This is a genomic window from Micromonospora sp. NPDC002411 (genome assembly GCF_053592955.1).
On sequence record NZ_JBSFBM010000153.1, the window covers coordinates 1 to 15,686 of the forward strand.

Consider the following 15,686-nt stretch of genomic DNA (forward strand, 5'->3'; position numbering starts at 1 on the left):
GGGTTGCAACCATCTCGGAGCCCGAGCGCCCCCGCCGGAGGCGCAGTAACCGCAACCCCGCGACCGCCGCCAGCGCGCCGACGCGGCCGCCGTGCGCTCCCTACGCCGCGCGGGATCGTGGCCCGCGCGGCCATCCGGCTGCCGGCCCACCACCACCCGGCCAACCGCCTGTCGTTCTGAGACGGCCCCTTGGGCTTCCTGCTTCCGCGCCAGCCGCCGGGCGTGTTGCGTGGCCGGAGTCGGAGCGCCAGCGGAGCGTCGGACGCGCGCCCAGGCGGCGGCGCGTGCGGCCCGTCTCGGGCCGCCTTGATAGACGTACAGAAAGTCCTTCCACACCGGCAGGCAGCCGGCCTGTCCGGTCTCGGGACGTGCGTGACACTCGCGTCTCACTTGATGCCCGACATGATCCTCAAGGCGCCCCGGAGGCGCTCACGGTCCGCGCAGGGGCCTACGCGGCAGGAAAGTCGAGCCGCAGCGTCGCACTGGCGGACAGGAAGCTCTCCAAGCAGATGGTGTGCACCGACTGCCGGGATCGACCGGCCGCTCAGCGGAAGTGCCGCTCGCCGGCCAGAACGGCGTCCAGCCATCTCTCATACCAGGAAAGGAAGTCTGGATCCTGAGTGAAGCGGGGCCCCTGCTTGCCTGGGCAGGTTTCGACCACCCGCCCGCGGGCAGGGCCGCTGAGGACGAGAAGTGACAGGTCGTCGCAGCCCTGATGGCTGAGCGCCAACGTTCCGCGGTACGGTTCGTCGTCTTCGCCCGGCGACGCCTCAGCTAGCCAATCGTCGTACACCCGGCCGGGCTCGGCCGGGAACGGCCTGGCCAACATGGTGACGTCGGGGTCGCCCAGCAGTGCCCACTCCCAGTCTTCGATCGAGAACAGGCCATAGAAGGGTCCGGCTCCACCGAACCGACCGGGTCCTCCATGCCCGACCGTGGTGATGAAGCCGCGATAGTCGGGCGGCAGCGTGACCCCGTGACGCTTCTCGAAAACGACGACCGCATCTTCTGATAGCGCTGGCCCGATCCGGAAACGGTGGGAATCCGCACCGAACATGACCGGCTCGCCGGGCAACGACGCTGCGGACGCCAACTTCGACGCCACCTGCTCCAGCCGCGCCGGCAGGTCATCGCGCCTATCTGCCATGCCGGTAGTCAACCACCATGGCTTTGCGGTTTGCTCTCCCAGCTACATCACCCAGCCAGGCCTAGACCGGGGACATGCGGTCAGTCGGCATGTGAGTGCGCCACGGCTGCTCAATGGTCTTCCGGACGGCCTCAGGCGCAGGTCAGGACACCCGCGCCCGTTACTTGGCGTTGAAGTAGCTGGCCTCCGGGTGGTGGACCACGATCGCGTCGGTGGCCTGCTCCGGCATGAGCTGGAACTCCTCGGACAGCTCGACACCGATCCGGTCCGCGCCGAGCAGGTCCACGATCTTCGCCCGATCCTCCAGGTCGGGGCATGCCGGGTAGCCGAACGCGTACCGGCAGCCCCGGTAGTCGTTGCGCAGCAGACCGGCCAGGTCGGTCGGGTCGTCGTGGCCCAGCGGACGGCCGTCGGGCAGGGTCATCTCGGCGCGGACGCGCCGGTGCCAGTACTCGGCGAGGGCCTCGGTGAGCTGCACCGACAGCCCGTGCACCTCCAGGTAGTCGCGGTACTCGTTGCGGGCGAACAGCTTCGCCGCGTACTCGCTGACGGGTTGCCCGACGGTGACCAGTTGCAACGCGACCACATCGAGCTGGTCGCCCTTGGGTTTGAAGAAGTCCGCCAGGCAGAGCCGCCGCTCCTGCCGCTGCCGGGGGAAGGAGAACCGGGCGCGCTCCGCGTGCCCGTTCTCGTCGAGCACCACCAGGTCGTTGCCTTCGGAGTACGCGGGGAAGTAGCCGTACACCACGGCTGCCTCGAGCACCTGGTCGGCGATCAGCCGGTCCAGCCAGTACCGCAGACGCGGCCGACCCTCGGTCTCGACCAGCTCGTCGTAGGAGGGTCCCTTGCCGCCCCGGGCGCCGTTGAGGCCCCACTGCCCGCGGAACGTGGCCCGCTCGTCGAGCAGCGCCGCATAATCCGCCATCGGCACGCCCTTGACCACCCGGGTGCCGAAGAACGGCGGGGTGGGCACCTCGACGTCCACTGCCACGTTGGAGCGGACCGAGGAGTCGTGCAGCTCGGGCAGTGACTCGGTGACCATGGTGCGCTGCCGTTCCCGGCGGGCGCGTCGGGCCGCGAGGGCGGCCTCCCGCTCCGGGTCGATCACCGGGGCGCCGCCGCGCTTGGCGGTCATCACCTTGTCCATCAGGGACAGGCCCTCGAACGCGTCCCGCGCGTAGTGCACCTGGCCGGGGAACATCGCCCGCAGGTCGTCCTCGACGTACGCGCGGGTCAGCGCCGCCCCTCCGAGCAGGACGGGCCAGCGCTCCGCGACCCCGCGCGTGGCCATCTCGGCCAGGTTTTCCTTCATGATGACGGTGCTCTTGACCAGCAGCCCGGACATGCCGATCGCGTCAGCGCGGTGCTGCTCGGCGGCGTCGAGGATGGCGTTGATCGGCTGCTTGATGCCGATGTTCACCACCTCGTAGCCGTTGTTCGACAGGATGATGTCGACCAGGTTCTTGCCGATGTCGTGCACGTCGCCGCGCACGGTGGCGAGCACGATGCGGCCCTTGCCGCCATCCTCAGTGGTCTCCATGTGCGGCTCCAGATAGGCCACCGCGGTCTTCATCACCTCGGCGGACTGGAGCACGAACGGCAACTGCATCTGGCCGGAGCCGAACAGTTCGCCGACCACCTTCATGCCGTCCAGCAGGATGTCATTGATGATCGACAGTGGGGACCGGCCGCCGGCCATCGCGTCGTCCAGGTCGGCCTCCAGGCCGTTGCGCTCACCGTCGATGATCCGCCGCTTGAGCCGCTCGTCCAGCGGCAACGCCGCCAGCTCCTGCGCCCGACTGGCCCGGGCGCTGGTCACGTCCACGCCCTCGAAGAGTTCGAGGAAGCGCTGCACCGGGTCGTACCCCTCGCGGCGCCGGTCGTAGACCAGGTCGAGGGCGACCTCGCGCTGCTCGTCGGGGATCTTCGACATCGGCAGGATCTTGCTGGCGTGCACGATCGCCGACGTCAGGCCGGCCTGCACGCACTCGTGCAGGAACACCGAGTTGAGCACCTGCCGGGCGGCCGGGTTGAGGCCGAAGGAGATGTTCGAGATGCCCAGGGTGAAGTTGACGCCCGGATAACGCCGGGCGATTTCCCGGATCGCCTCGATGGTTTCGAGGCCGTCACGGCGGGTCTCCTCCTGCCCGGTGGCGATCGGGAAGGTCAACGCGTCGATGAGGATGTCGGCGCGGTCCATGCCCCACCGGCCGGTCAGGTCGTCGATGAGCCGAGCCGCGACCCGCACCTTCCACTCCTGGGTACGTGCCTGCCCCTCCTCGTCGATGAGCAGCGCCACCACCGCCGCGCCGTGCTCACGGACGATCGGCATCACCCGCGCGTAACGGGAGTTGGGGCCGTCGCCGTCCTCGAAGTTCACCGAGTTGACCACGCACCGCCCGCCGAGCATCTCCAGCCCGGCCTCGACCACGTTCGGCTCGGTCGAGTCCAACATGATCGGCAGGGTGGACGCGGTGGCGAACCGGCCGGCCAGCTCGCGCATGTCCTGGGTGCCGTCGCGGCCCACGTAGTCGACGCACAGGTCGAGCAGGTGCGAGCCGTCCCGGGCCTGACTGCGGGCGATCTCCACACAGGCACGCCAGTCGCCGGCGAGCATCGCCTCGCGGAACGCCTTCGAACCGTTGGCGTTGGTCCGCTCCCCCACCATCAACACCGACGCGTCCTGGGCGAACGGCACCGGGTGGTACACCGAGGAGACACCCGCCTCGTGCCGGGCCTCACGGGCCGGAGCGATGCTGCCGTGCAGCCGCTCGGACAACACCCGGATGTGCTCCGGCGTGGTGCCGCAGCAGCCGCCGACCAGCCCCACGCTGTAGTCGGTGACGAACCGCTCCAGGGCCTCGGCCAGCTCCACCGGGGTCAGCGGGAAGTACGCGCCGTCGGCGGTCAGCACCGGCAGGCCGGCGTTCGGCATCACCGACAGGGGGATGCGGGAGTGCTGCGACAGGTAGCGCAGGTGCTCGCTCATCTCCGCCGGGCCGGTCGAGCAGTTGAGGCCGATCAGGTCCACCCCGAGCGGCTCGATCGCCGCCAGGGCGGCACCGATCTCGCTGCCCACCAGCATCGTGCCGGTCGTCTCCACCGCCACGTGACAGATGATCGGCACCGACTGGCCCAGCTCCGCCATCGCCCGCTTCGAGCCGACCACCGCCGCCTTGACCTGGAGCAGGTCCTGGCAGGTCTCGATGATCAGCGCGTCCGCGCCGCCTTCGATCAGACCGGCCGCGTTCTCCTGGTACGCGTCGCGCAGGGTCGCGTAGTCGGCGTGCCCGAGGGTGGGCAGCTTGGTGCCCGGCCCGATCGAGCCGAGCACGAACCGGGGTCGCTGTGGGGTGCTGGCCGCGTCGGCGGCCTCCCGGGCGATCCGCGCGCCCGCCTCGGACAACTCCCGGATGCGCTGCGGGATGTCGTACTCGGCGAGGTTGGCGAGGTTGGCGCCGAAGGTATTGGTCTCCACGCAGTCCGCGCCGGCGGCCAGGTAGGCGTCGTGCACGCCGCGCACCACATCCGGCCGGGTGACGTTGAGGATCTCGTTGCACCCTTCGAGACCGTCGAAGTCGTCGAGCGTGAGGTCCGCGGCCTGCAGCATCGTGCCCATCGCCCCATCGGCGATGAGAATCCGGTCGGCCAGCACATCCATCAACGAAGTCCGCACCCGTTCAGGTTAGTGCGGTCCGCATCGCACCCAGCGCCCCTCGGCGCGCGTTCCCATATTGTGTCGCCGGGATCACGCTGTCTGGTTCGTTCGTGTATGACCGGTCGCCGGTCCGGTGGACCGGCGCGGCCGACGGGCCGCATCCCTGCCCGGCACGTAGGCTGGCGGACGTGAAGGACAACTGGGACGCCACTGTGCCACACGGTACGACGACCGGGCGCGATCCCGGCGCCGACCGCAACGAGCAGGGTGAGGTGACGGCGTGACCGAGTTCGACGGACTGCCGGTGCTGCGGTCCCCGGTGGCGATCGCCGCCTTCGAGGGCTGGAACGACGCCGCTGACGCGTCCACCGCCGCGGTCGAGCACCTGGAGCAGGTCTGGAACGCCCGGCAGATCGCCGAGCTGGATCCGGAGGACTTCTACGACTTCCAGGTCAGCCGGCCCACCATCACGATGGCCGACGGAGAGACCCGCCGGGTGGAGTGGCCGACGACCCGGTTCATGGTGGCCAGCCCGGAGGGCACCGACCGTGACGTGGTGCTGATCCGCGGCATCGAGCCGAGCATGCGCTGGCGCACGTTCTGCGAGCAGGTGCTGGAGATCTGCCACAGCCTCGAGGTGGAACGGGTCGTGCTGCTCGGCGCGCTGCTCGCCGACGTTCCGTACACTCGGCCGCTGCCGATCAGCGGCAGCGCCTCCGACGCGCAGGCCGCCGAGCGTTACCAGCTCACCCCCACCCGCTACGACGGGCCGACCGGCATCGTGGGCGTGCTGCACGACGCCTGCGCCCGCGCCGAGGTGGACGCTGTCTCGTTCTGGTGCCATGACACGCCGATGCGAGTGGCAACAACTTCATGATCACCGGGGCCGGGCGGGCCGGGGTTAGAGGTTTAGGGTTTTTGCGTAGGTTGGGGGGATGTGGTTCGGGCCGCCGGGGGTGAAGACGTCCGTCGTCGCCACCGCGGACCAGGCTGTCGCGGGGACCGCCTCCACCAGGGCGCGGATCACCGGGGCGTCGCGCCACTGGTCCTGCTCGGCGAGCAGACCGAGAGCCACCACCGACTCCTCGACCTCGCCCACGCACTCGAACGGCTTGTGCCCGTCCACGCCCAGCAGCTCCCGGTAGCCGGGGATCTGCTCCGGGTCGGCGAGCAGGTCACCGCCGAAGATGTGCGTGACCCGCTCCCGCGACATGAACGGCGCCATGGCCAGGAAGACGAAACGGCACTTCGGGCAGTCGCGGCACCAGCGCTCGCTCGCGTCGTGCAGCTTGAACGCGGCGTTGCAACTGGTCACCACGTCGTCGTACCGGGTGATCTCGGCGAACAGCCGGGCGATGTGCAGCTCCGACAGTGACCGCAGCAGCGAGAAGTACGGGTCGGTCAGGCCGGCGTGCTCGGCCAGCGCCGAGCGCAGCAGCCCTTCCGCCTCGACACCCTTGGACCACTGGTGGTTGATCTCGTGGCCGTCCCAGACCAGGTTCGGGTCGGACGCCGAACGCTCGTTGGACATCACCACCGGGCCCAGCCCGTGCAGCACGGCGGTGGCCACCGCGATCAGCGAGTTGATCGCCGTGACCGGGATGTGCCCGTTCAGGGCGCCGGCCTTGTTGAGGTCGAACAACACCGGGTCGATCCGCCGCCGGGCGGCCAGCGGGGTAAGCCCGGACGCCTCGTTGACCGCCACGATCACGTGGTTCGGGTTGACCGAGAACGGCACCGGGTCCAGTTCGGCGCGACGCAGCGCCTCCAGGCTGACGATCGAGTCCTTGCCGCCGCCGACCGCCGAGAGGGGGCGACGGTCGGAGTCGTCGTACACCCGGGGCGGCTTCGGCGAGCCGGCCGGCACCTCCGGGCGCAGCTGGAGCACGTGCGGCAGCTGGTTGCGGTACGCGTACTCCGCGAGGCCCTTGGTGTAGACGGCCGTGACGTAGTCGGCGACGGCCGCGCCCAGCGGCGCCGGCAGCACCAGCCGGGGCGGCGCGGCGGCCTTGTAGTAGCTGACGCCGGCGACGAGGTGCAGCACCTCCAGCACCCGGTTGAGGGTCGCCACGGTCTCGTCCGAGGGTGGCTCCGCCGGCAGCGGAAGGGTGATCACCTCGGTGAACCGCTGCTCACCGGTAGGACCGGTCAGGGCGTAGTCGAACAACACCTCGCCGGTGGCGAAGTCGATCGAGTAGGACGGGAAGGTGAAGGCGTCCATCCGCCGTAGCTGCTCGTTAGGCACACGCCATACTAGGCCCTGGTTCGTCCGGCCGTGTCCGGACCGGGCCTGCCCTTCCGCCACCGTGACCCCCGAGGAGAGCCCAGTGCGCCTGTCTGACCTGCGCGGACGTACCGTCGCCGTCTGGGGCACCGGGCGGGAAGGTCGGGCCGCTGTGACCGCGATCGCCGCCCACGGCCCGGCCGACCTGGTCGCCGTCGACGACAGCGCGAACTTCCTGTCGCTGCCCTGGGAAGGCCCGCTGGCCGAGGCGGCGCCGCTGGTGACCGGCGAGGCGGGCTTCGAACGGCTGGCCGCCGCGGACGTGGTGGTCCGCTCCCCGGGCGTGCCCCAGACCCACCCGTGGCTCGTCGAACTGCGTCGACGCGGGGTCATGGTGACCCAGGGCACCGCGCTGTGGATGGCCGACCACGCCGCGCGCACCGTCGGGGTCACCGGCAGCAAGGGCAAGAGCACCACCTCCAGCCTGATCAGTCACCTGCTCACCGCGATGGGCCGGCCGAACGTCTTCGGCGGCAACATCGGGGTGCCGACCCTGGACCTGCCCGAGGCGGAGCTGTACGTGCTGGAGCTGTCCAGCTACCAGTGCAGCGATCTCGCCGACTCGCCACGGGTGGCAGTGGTCACCGCGCTCTTCCCCGAACACCTGGACGCGCACGGTGGGGAGCGGGAGTACTACCGGGACAAGCTCAACCTGCTCGCCCACGACCCGCAGACGATCGTCGTCAACGGTGGCGACCCGAGGCTCGCCGCCGAGTTGGGGGAGTTGCCGGCGGTCCGGGCAGGTCGCCCCGACACCACTCACGTCGCCACCGGTGCCGACGGCACCCAGTGGTTCCACCTCGGTGACCAGCCACTCTTCCCGCGTGCCGTGCTCCCGCTGGTCGGCCGGCACAACGAGGGCAACCTGTGCGTCGCGCTCGCCGTCCTCGACGCGCTCGGCGTCGACGTGGTGGCCGGCAAGGACCACCTCGCCATCGCGGTCGCCGAGTTCCAGGGGTTGGCCCACCGGCTCACCGAGATCACCGACCCGTCCGGGTTGACCTTCGTCGACGACACCCTCGCCACCAGCCCGTACGCGGCGATGCACGCGATCGACGCGTACGACGGGCGGCCGTTGACGGTGATCGTCGGAGGCAACGACCGGGGGCTGGACTACACGCCGTTGGCCGAGCACCTGGCCGAGCGGGAGCTGACCGTGATCGGTATTCCGGACAGCGGCGTACGCATCGTCGAGGCGCTCGCCAACCTGCCGAAGGTACGGACCGAGTTGGTCGACGACCTGGTGGATGCGGTACGGCTGTCCCGGGAGGTGACCCCGGTCGGCGGGGTGGTGCTGCTGTCGCCGGCCGCGCCCAGCTACGGCCGGTTCCGCAACTTCGAGCACCGCTCCGAGGTCTTCGCCCAGGCGGTGGCCGACACGGCACGGTGAACACTCGCGCCACCGTCCACGTGGGACATCGCACCGCCGTCACCGAGGTTAATCTCTGCGCAACCATTCGGTGATCACGTGGGGGAGACGATGACGGTTACCTCGAGACGAACGGTCCTGGCGGCGCTGGCGACGGCGGCGGTCGGTGGCCCGACCCTGCTGGCTGGCGGCACTCCCGCTCGGGCGGCCACCACCGACGGGTACGCCTCGAACACCGAGCTGTACGCCGACCCGACCCTGACCGAAGGCACCCAGTACGCCCGCCGATACCGCCGTCTGGGCGTGCTCGACACCGACCTGACAGTGGATGTGGGCCTTCCGCAGGCGGCGGTGATCGCGCCGCACGGTGGTGGCATCGAGACCGGCACCTCCGAGCTCTGCCTCGCGGTCGCCGGTGTCCACCCCGGCACCGGGGCGGCCCTCAGCGACGGCCTCGGCCAACACGACTACTGGATGTTCGAAGGGCTGCTCGGCACCGGTAACGGCGCCCTGCACGTCACCTCCACCCACTGCGACGACCCGTGGGCGGAGTCGATCTGCGGCGGAGCCCGCTACGGGGTCGCCCTGCACGGCTGCACCGAGGCCCAGGCCGGGGAGCCCAGCGGCAGCGCCGCAGTGCTGATCGGCGGGCTGGACACCGTGCTGCGCGAGTTGCTGCGCCAGGAGTTCGCAAAGGTCGGCGTCAAGGTGGCCCAGGGCACTAACGACGCGATCGACGGCACCCACCCGGGCAACATCTGCAACCGGACGCTGACGAAGGCGGGCGTGCAGCTTGAACTGACGACCCCGCTGCGGGTGTCGATGTTCGACGACAACACCCGGGCCGGGCGTCGGAACAGCACCCGGCCGGTCTTCTGGTCCTTCGTGGCAGCGACCCGGACGGCACTCGCCCTGCGCGCCACCGTGTGAGCCGCCGGTCCCGGCCGGCCCGCACCCCACGGCGCGGGCGGGTCGGGCTCAACGCACCAGGTCGTGCAGGGCGCGCATCGAGCGGATCGCCGAGCGGATCTCCTGGAGGTAACGGCCCGGGGTGAGCGTCTGCTCGGGTAGGACCGCCAGGTCGGCCACCGCCGGGTCCACCCCGATCGTGTCGATGTCGCAGCCGTAGGGCACGGCCAGGGTGCGCAGCGCGTCGCAGTGCTGGAACGGTACGTAGATCGGCGCGGTGACCGTCAGCACCTCGTCGCCCGGGGCGAGTTGGACGTGCCCGGCCCAGAAGCGTTGCGTGTCGGCGGTGTGCGCCCGTCGACGGTCCGGTTCGCTGGACGGCGCGGCCAGCACCCGTACCGGTGGGAGGCCTGCCGGTCGGTAGGTCCGCGACGACCAGGAGTGGTGCGGGTGGCCGGCGTCGACGCCGGCCTCCTCGGCCGGGGCGGCCACCTCGAACACCCGCCGGACGGCGGTGTCCAGCACGTCCACCTCGGTGGCGTCGGCGGGCAGGCTCGCGTCGGCCAGGGTCCGGCGTTCCCAGTCCGACAGCGGCCGGAAGCTGCCCAGCACGGCGACCTCACCACTCACCGTGAGGCCGGCGCGGAGCAGGTGCGCGGCGTACCCGACGCGGCGGACACAGGCGTGCGCCAGGCCGCCGAGCACCACCAGGTGAGCGTACGCCGGGCGGGCCGGCGGCACCGGGTGGATCAGCCCGAGCGCGGCGGCCGTGTCGAGGACCAGGGCCGTGGTGGCGGGATCGAGGTCGGGCTCGCGAGCGTCGGGCCGCTCCCGACCGCCCCGGAAATCCCAGTGTCGGGCGGAGAAGTCGTCCAGGAAGCACAGCACCTCGGCGAGGTCACCGGGGGGCCAGTCGCCGCCGAAGTGGCGGACCAGGCCGCGCAGCGGAGTGGAGCAGACCCAGGCCCGGACGTCCTGCGTGAGCCGCTCGGCGACCGCCGGTGATGTGTCCGCTCTGTGCACCTGCCGGATGCTACCGGTGTGCCGCCACGGGCTGTTGTAGCTGGTGTTTACGCTGGCGGCAGCGGCTGATTGGGGGATTTCGATGACCCGTGACGCGGCCCGTCTGCGGGCACGTGGCAGCACCTCTGCCGGCGGCTTTCTCCGACTCGTGACGCACACCGATCCGGTGGCGTTGGTCGGCATCACGCTGTCGATCACCCTCAGCATTGCGCTCGACCTCAGCAACGCCGCCTCCGGCGTGGAGTCGCTGCTGGCCGGCCTGATGGGCATCACCATCTCGCTGTTGGTGGATTCGCTGGCCCGCGCGGAGCGCCGGTTCCACCTTCGTACCCTGCTGGAGGGTCCGCCCTGGCTCACGCAGACCACGACGGAGCTGGCCGGGGCCATCCGGGACGCGACCGAGCAGCACGCGGGCACCCGGGTCGCGGTGGAGGCGCAGCGGCGGTACGAGCAGTTCCGGTTGGAGGCCGAGCAACTCGCGTACGGCCGGATCATCCGGCGGGGCGACGAGGACGAGGACCTGGCTGGCGCGACCCGCACCTGCCTGCACCGGCTGGACGGCCTCACCAACGTGATGCCCCGGGTGAGCGGGGAGCTGAGCTGGTGGCGCAGTGAGATCGGTCGGCGCTACTGGGAGGCCAACGTGGAGGCCCTGCAACGGGGCGTCCAGGTCACCCGGGTCTTCGTCTACGCCAACCTGACCGAGGAGCTGTCCGCCCTGGTCGAGAAGCAGCGCGCGGCCGGAGCCCGGGTGGGCCTCCTGCCCCTCGGTGTGGTCAGCCCTCAACTGCACGTCAACCTGACGCTGTGGGACCTGTCGAGTTGTTGGGAGGCCCGCATGACCGCCCACGGCGAGATCGGCGAGAACCAGTTCTCCGTCAACCGGACGGACGTCGCCCGGCTCACCCGTGTGTTCGACCTCTGCGCGAGCGCCGCGACCTTTCAGGACTGACGGCCCTCGCGGGGCGGAGGCGGATGCGCCATGACGTGGAGTGGGGTCCTGCTGGTGACGGCAGTGGTCTGGGCGGTCAGCCTGATCCGTTCGGTCCGGCTCCGAGCGCTCGTCTACAGCCTGCCGCTGCCGATGACTCTCGCCCTGGTCAGCAGCGGCCACCGGGTGGAGGGCGCGCAGGTGGTCGGTGTGCTCGGGCTCAACCTCTTCTTCGTCACCGTGGCGTTCACCTATCAGCGGCTGCGGTGGCCGATCCTGCTCGCCGACGGCGCGGGGATCGCCGTCTACGTGGCGCTCAGCGCCGGCCTGCTGGCCGTCGGCATCCCGTTCGGGGCGGCGCTCGCCGGCACGCTCGTGCTGTGGCTGGCGGCGATGCTGCTGCTGCGCCGACGTGCCCCCGCGCGACCCGCCCCCGCGGATGCACGGCCCTCCGTGGACGCCCGACGGGATGGGCTGCCGCCGCTGCTCAAGCTGGTGGTGATCTTCGTTGGGGCGGTCCTCACCACGCTTCTCGGTGCCGTGCTGCGCGGCATGGTGGTGACCTTCCCGTACTCGGGGGTGCTGGTAGCTGTCGAGGCCCGCCGTCAGTTGGTCGAGTTCAGCCGGCACTTCGCCCGCAACAGTCTCGCGCTCGTCGGTTTCCTCACCGCGTACCACTATTTTCAGGATGTCTCCCCGACCGTGGCGCTGGGTGCCGGTTGGGCGGCCTTCGCGGTGGTCGCCGCCGCGCTGCACCTGCCGTTGCCGTCCGTAGGGCCGACCGGTCCAGGCCGCCGACGCTGAGTCGGGGCCGACGGGGTACGCGATCCACCGCGAACGGTCGCGACTGTGTCCGATAACGACCATGGCCTTGGTGGACGTGTGGGACCCCTCGACGCGCTGCTCCCGGCCGACCGGGGTGCGGCTGGCCGGCTGGCGCGAAGGGGGGCGTCGGCACCTCGTTGGCCGCTGGTGGCGATAACGGTTCGACAGTCAGGACTTGAAGTCCGGGCCCGGCTGTCGTAGAAATTCTTCAGCAACAGAGCATGAACTGAAGAGAATCAACGCGCCTCGCGCGGCGGTCGCCTTCCCCCTGACACCGGCGGCCCGCCCGACCCGACCCGAGGAGAATCCATGAACAGGCGTGACATCCTGCGGCGTACCGCTGCCGCCGGCGTGCTGGCCACCCCCGCCGCCGGTCTGCTGGCCGGCTGCGCCACCAGCGGCGGCGGTGACAAGAGCGACGCCGGCACCTACCAGGGCACGAAGAGCGCCGAGAACCCGCTCGGCGTGAAGGAGGACGCCCCACTGGAGGTGGTGATCTTCGGCGGCGGGTTCGGCGAGGAGTACGCCAAGGCCCACGAGGCCATGTACACCGAGAAGTACCCGAAGGCCAAGGTCAAGCACTCCGCCACCCAGGAGATCAGCAAGACCCTCCAGCCCCGCTTCGTCGACGGCACCCCGCCGGACGTGGTCAACAACTCCGGCGCGGGCCAGATCGACTTCAACGGACTGGTCAGCCAGAAAGCTGTCGCCGACCTCGGTGAGCTGCTCGACGCGCCGAGCCTCGACATCCCCGGCAAGACGGTCCGGGACACCCTGCTGCCCGGCGCTGTCGAGGCCGGCTCGTACGACGGCGCGTTCCTGGTCCTCAACTACACGTACACCGCCTACGGCATCTGGTACTCCAACAAGCTGTTCGCCGACCGCTCCTGGGAGTACGCGAAGACCTGGGACCAGCACATCGCGCTCTGCAAGGAGATCAAGGCCGCCGGCATCGCCCCGTGGACGTACGCCGGTCTACACCCGCGCTACATGAGCTGGCCGGTGATCGCCACCGCGATCAAGCTCGGCGGCCCGTCGGTCGCGACAGCCATCGACAACCTGGAACCGAACGCCTGGAAGTCCGAGTCGATGCGGACCGCCGCCGACGCCTGGCACCAGATCGTCAAGGACAGGTACATCCTGGACGGCTCGTCCGGTTTGGATCACAAGCAGTCGCAGACCGCCTGGTGCCAGGGCAAGGCAGCGTTCATCTCCTGCGGCTCCTGGTTGGAGAGCGAGCAGAAGGACGTCACCCCGGCCGGGTTCAACATGACCATCGCGCCGACGCCGAGCCTGGGCAGTGGTGACAAGTTGCCGTTCGAGGCGATCCGGGGCACCGCCGGCGAACCGTTCATGGTGCCCGCCAAGGCCCGCAACCGCGCCGGTGGCCTGGAGTACTTCCGGACCATGCTGTCCAAGAAGGGCGCCCAGGACTTCACGAAGAAGGTCGCCAGCCTCACCGTGGTCGCCGGCGCCACCGAGGGCGTCGAACTGCCGTACGGGCTGAACAGCGTCGTCAAGGCCCTCGACGCGTCCGGCGCCAACGGCTTCAACTGGGTCTACAACAACTACTACCGCAAGTTGGAGCGCAACCTCGTCGACGCCGCGTGCGGCGAGTTCTTCAGCGGCCGGACGAGCCCCGCGGAATTCCTCGACCAGTGCCAGAAGGGTGCCGACTCGATCGCCCAGGACAGCTCGATCAAAAAGTACAAGCGAGCGGTCTGACGGCCCGACCGGCCGGTGGGGGAGCTGACGACCCCACCGGCCGCACCCCAACGGAAGAGGTCCTCCTCGTGAGACATGGCAAGTGGCCGCTGATCGTCGTGTTCCTGGTGCCACCGGTGCTGCTGTACGTGTTCTTCGTCGTCTCGCCGTACCTGCAGGCGTTCCAGATCTCCACCACCGACTGGCTCGGCTACTCCGCCGAGGCCAACCCGGTGGGCCTGGCGAACTTCAGGACGCTGTGGCACGACGGCTACGTGTGGAACGCGCTGAAGAACAACGCGATCCTGCTGGGCCTGGTGCCGGTGCTGACCATCCTGCTCGGGCTCTTCTTCGCCAGCATGCTCGCCCTCGGTGGGCGCAAGGGCCGTGCCGGCGTGACCGGGGTACGCGGCGGAGCGCTCTACCGCACCGTGTACTTCTTCCCGCAGGTGCTCTCCGTGGTGATCATCGCGCTGCTGTGGAAGGAGGTGTACCACCCCAACCAGGGGCTGCTCAGCGGAGTCATGCGCGCGGTGGGGCTGCCCGCGCCAACCTGGCTCGGCGACCCCGCGACGGCGTTCTGGTGCGTACTGGCGGTGATGGTCTGGAGCAACGTCGGCTTCTACGTGGTGTTGTTCGGGGCCGCGATGTCAGCCGTGCCGAAGGAGATCTACGAGGCGGTGCTGCTCGACGGGGCGTCCCGGTTCACCACGCTGCGCCGCGTCACGCTGCCGCTGCTCTGGGACACCATCCAGGTCGCCTGGGTCTACCTGGCCATCTTCGCCCTGGACGGGTTCATCCTCGTGCAGTTGATGACCAACGGAGGCCCGAACTTCTCCACCGACGTGATCGGCGTACGGATGTACGACACCGCCTTCGGCAGCGAGACCAAGTTCGGCTACGCCTCGGCGATCGGCGTGGTGATGTTCTTCCTGACCCTCACTGTGGCAGTGCTGTCGCTGCGGGTCGGCCGGCGCGATCGGATCGAGTACTCGTGACCACTCTTGATCAGCCCACCCAGCCCAGCCCCACGCCCACGTCGACAACCGGTCGGGACCGTCCGGTGCGCCGGGAGCTCGGCATCGGAAACACGCTCTCGCACGGTTTCCTGCTGCTCTGGGGCCTGCTCACCGTACTGCCGCTGCTGTGGATGTTCGTCAGCTCGTTCAAGACGAACGGTGAGATCCTGGCCGACCCCTGGGGGCTCCCCGGGACTCTGCACCTGGACAACTGGGCGCGGGCCTGGACGGGCGCGCACATCGGCCGGTACTTCCTCAACAGCCTGGTGGTGGTCACCGGCTCGGTGACCCTGACCATGCTGATGGGCGCGACCGCCGCGTACGTCTTCGCCCGCTACGAGTTCCGCGGCCGCCAGGTCGTCTACTACCTGTTCGTCGGCGGGCTGATGTTCCCGGTGTTCCTCGCCCTGGTGCCGCTCTTCTTCGTGGTCCGCAACGCCGGCCTCTTCGGCACCTGGAAAGGGCTCATCCTGGTGTACGCGGCGTACTCGCTGCCGTTCACGGTGTTCTTCCTGACCGCGTTCTTCCGGACCCTGCCGACCACGGTGGCCGAGGCCGCCATGGTCGACGGCTGCGGGCACTTCCGGCTCTTCTTCCGGGTGATGCTGCCGATGGCGCGTCCGGGATTGATCAGCGTCGCGATCTTCAACTTCCTCAGTCACTGGAACCAGTTCCTGCTGCCGCAGGTGCTGATGCAGGGCGACGACTCCAAGTGGATGCTGGCGCAGGGGCTCTTCGCGCTCTCGGTGAGCCAGCCGGCCCGCTTCCACCACATGCTGCGGGTGGCCAAGCCGACCTCGCCGATGTCGATCGGCAC

11 protein-coding genes and 1 pseudogene are annotated in these 15,686 nt (G+C 69.9%); 8 read left to right on the top strand and 4 right to left on the bottom strand.

Going from position 1 to position 15,686, the window contains the following annotated elements:
- Positions 1 to 544 precede the first annotated feature (544 nt).
- Positions 545 to 1,147 carry an SMI1/KNR4 family protein gene (locus ACWCO3_RS19085; RefSeq protein WP_354887172.1) on the bottom strand — a complete coding sequence of 201 codons (603 nt, stop codon included), beginning with the start codon at positions 1,145 to 1,147 and terminating at the stop codon, positions 545 to 547.
- A 160-nt stretch (positions 1,148 to 1,307) separates the two neighbouring features.
- Positions 1,308 to 4,808 carry a methionine synthase gene (gene metH, locus ACWCO3_RS19090; RefSeq protein WP_425280577.1) on the bottom strand — a complete coding sequence of 1,167 codons (3,501 nt, stop codon included), beginning with the start codon at positions 4,806 to 4,808 and terminating at the stop codon, positions 1,308 to 1,310.
- A gap of 277 nt (positions 4,809 to 5,085) precedes the next feature.
- On the opposite strand from metH, the pseudogene ACWCO3_RS19095 reads away from it, so the two are divergent.
- Positions 5,086 to 5,649 (top strand): annotated as a pseudogene (locus tag ACWCO3_RS19095) (PAC2 family protein); the annotation flags it as partial.
- Between the two features lie 57 nt (positions 5,650 to 5,706).
- Here ACWCO3_RS19095 and ACWCO3_RS19100 read toward each other — a convergent pair.
- On the bottom strand, positions 5,707 to 7,050 hold the full coding sequence (locus ACWCO3_RS19100) for a hypothetical protein (protein WP_450011216.1): 1,344 nt from the start codon (positions 7,048 to 7,050) through the stop codon (positions 5,707 to 5,709).
- A gap of 82 nt (positions 7,051 to 7,132) precedes the next feature.
- On the opposite strand from ACWCO3_RS19100, the gene murD reads away from it, so the two are divergent.
- On the top strand, positions 7,133 to 8,479 hold the full coding sequence (murD, locus tag ACWCO3_RS19105; RefSeq protein WP_358166194.1) for a UDP-N-acetylmuramoyl-L-alanine--D-glutamate ligase: 1,347 nt from the start codon (positions 7,133 to 7,135) through the stop codon (positions 8,477 to 8,479).
- Positions 8,480 to 8,569: 90 nt separating this feature from the next.
- Positions 8,570 to 9,388 (top strand): poly-gamma-glutamate hydrolase family protein, encoded by an 819-nt coding sequence (locus ACWCO3_RS19110; protein WP_358166196.1) that lies wholly within the window; start codon positions 8,570 to 8,572, stop codon positions 9,386 to 9,388.
- 48 nt (positions 9,389 to 9,436) lie between these two features.
- Here ACWCO3_RS19110 and ACWCO3_RS19115 read toward each other — a convergent pair whose 3' ends face one another.
- Complete coding sequence (locus tag ACWCO3_RS19115) at positions 9,437 to 10,390, bottom strand: hypothetical protein (RefSeq protein ID WP_450011219.1); 954 nt, start codon at positions 10,388 to 10,390, stop codon at positions 9,437 to 9,439.
- An 82-nt stretch (positions 10,391 to 10,472) separates the two neighbouring features.
- Between ACWCO3_RS19115 and ACWCO3_RS19120 the strand changes: the two genes are divergently transcribed.
- The 5 genes from ACWCO3_RS19120 to ACWCO3_RS19140 form a co-directional block, all read left to right on the top strand.
- Complete coding sequence (locus ACWCO3_RS19120) at positions 10,473 to 11,342, top strand: hypothetical protein (protein WP_357929213.1); 870 nt, start codon at positions 10,473 to 10,475, stop codon at positions 11,340 to 11,342.
- Between the two features lie 30 nt (positions 11,343 to 11,372).
- Positions 11,373 to 12,125, top strand: a complete 753-nt coding sequence (locus tag ACWCO3_RS19125) for a hypothetical protein (protein WP_145779938.1) — start codon at positions 11,373 to 11,375, stop codon at positions 12,123 to 12,125.
- Positions 12,126 to 12,455: 330 nt separating this feature from the next.
- On the top strand, positions 12,456 to 13,871 hold the full coding sequence (gene ngcE, locus ACWCO3_RS19130) for an N-acetylglucosamine/diacetylchitobiose ABC transporter substrate-binding protein (protein WP_450011221.1): 1,416 nt from the start codon (positions 12,456 to 12,458) through the stop codon (positions 13,869 to 13,871).
- Between the two features lie 68 nt (positions 13,872 to 13,939).
- Positions 13,940 to 14,848 (top strand): carbohydrate ABC transporter permease, encoded by a 909-nt coding sequence (locus ACWCO3_RS19135; protein ID WP_145779940.1) that lies wholly within the window; start codon positions 13,940 to 13,942, stop codon positions 14,846 to 14,848.
- A partial coding sequence (locus ACWCO3_RS19140) for a carbohydrate ABC transporter permease (RefSeq protein WP_450011224.1) occupies positions 14,845 to 15,686 on the top strand: 842 nt, incomplete at its 3' end. The genes ACWCO3_RS19135 and ACWCO3_RS19140, both read left to right, overlap by 4 nt.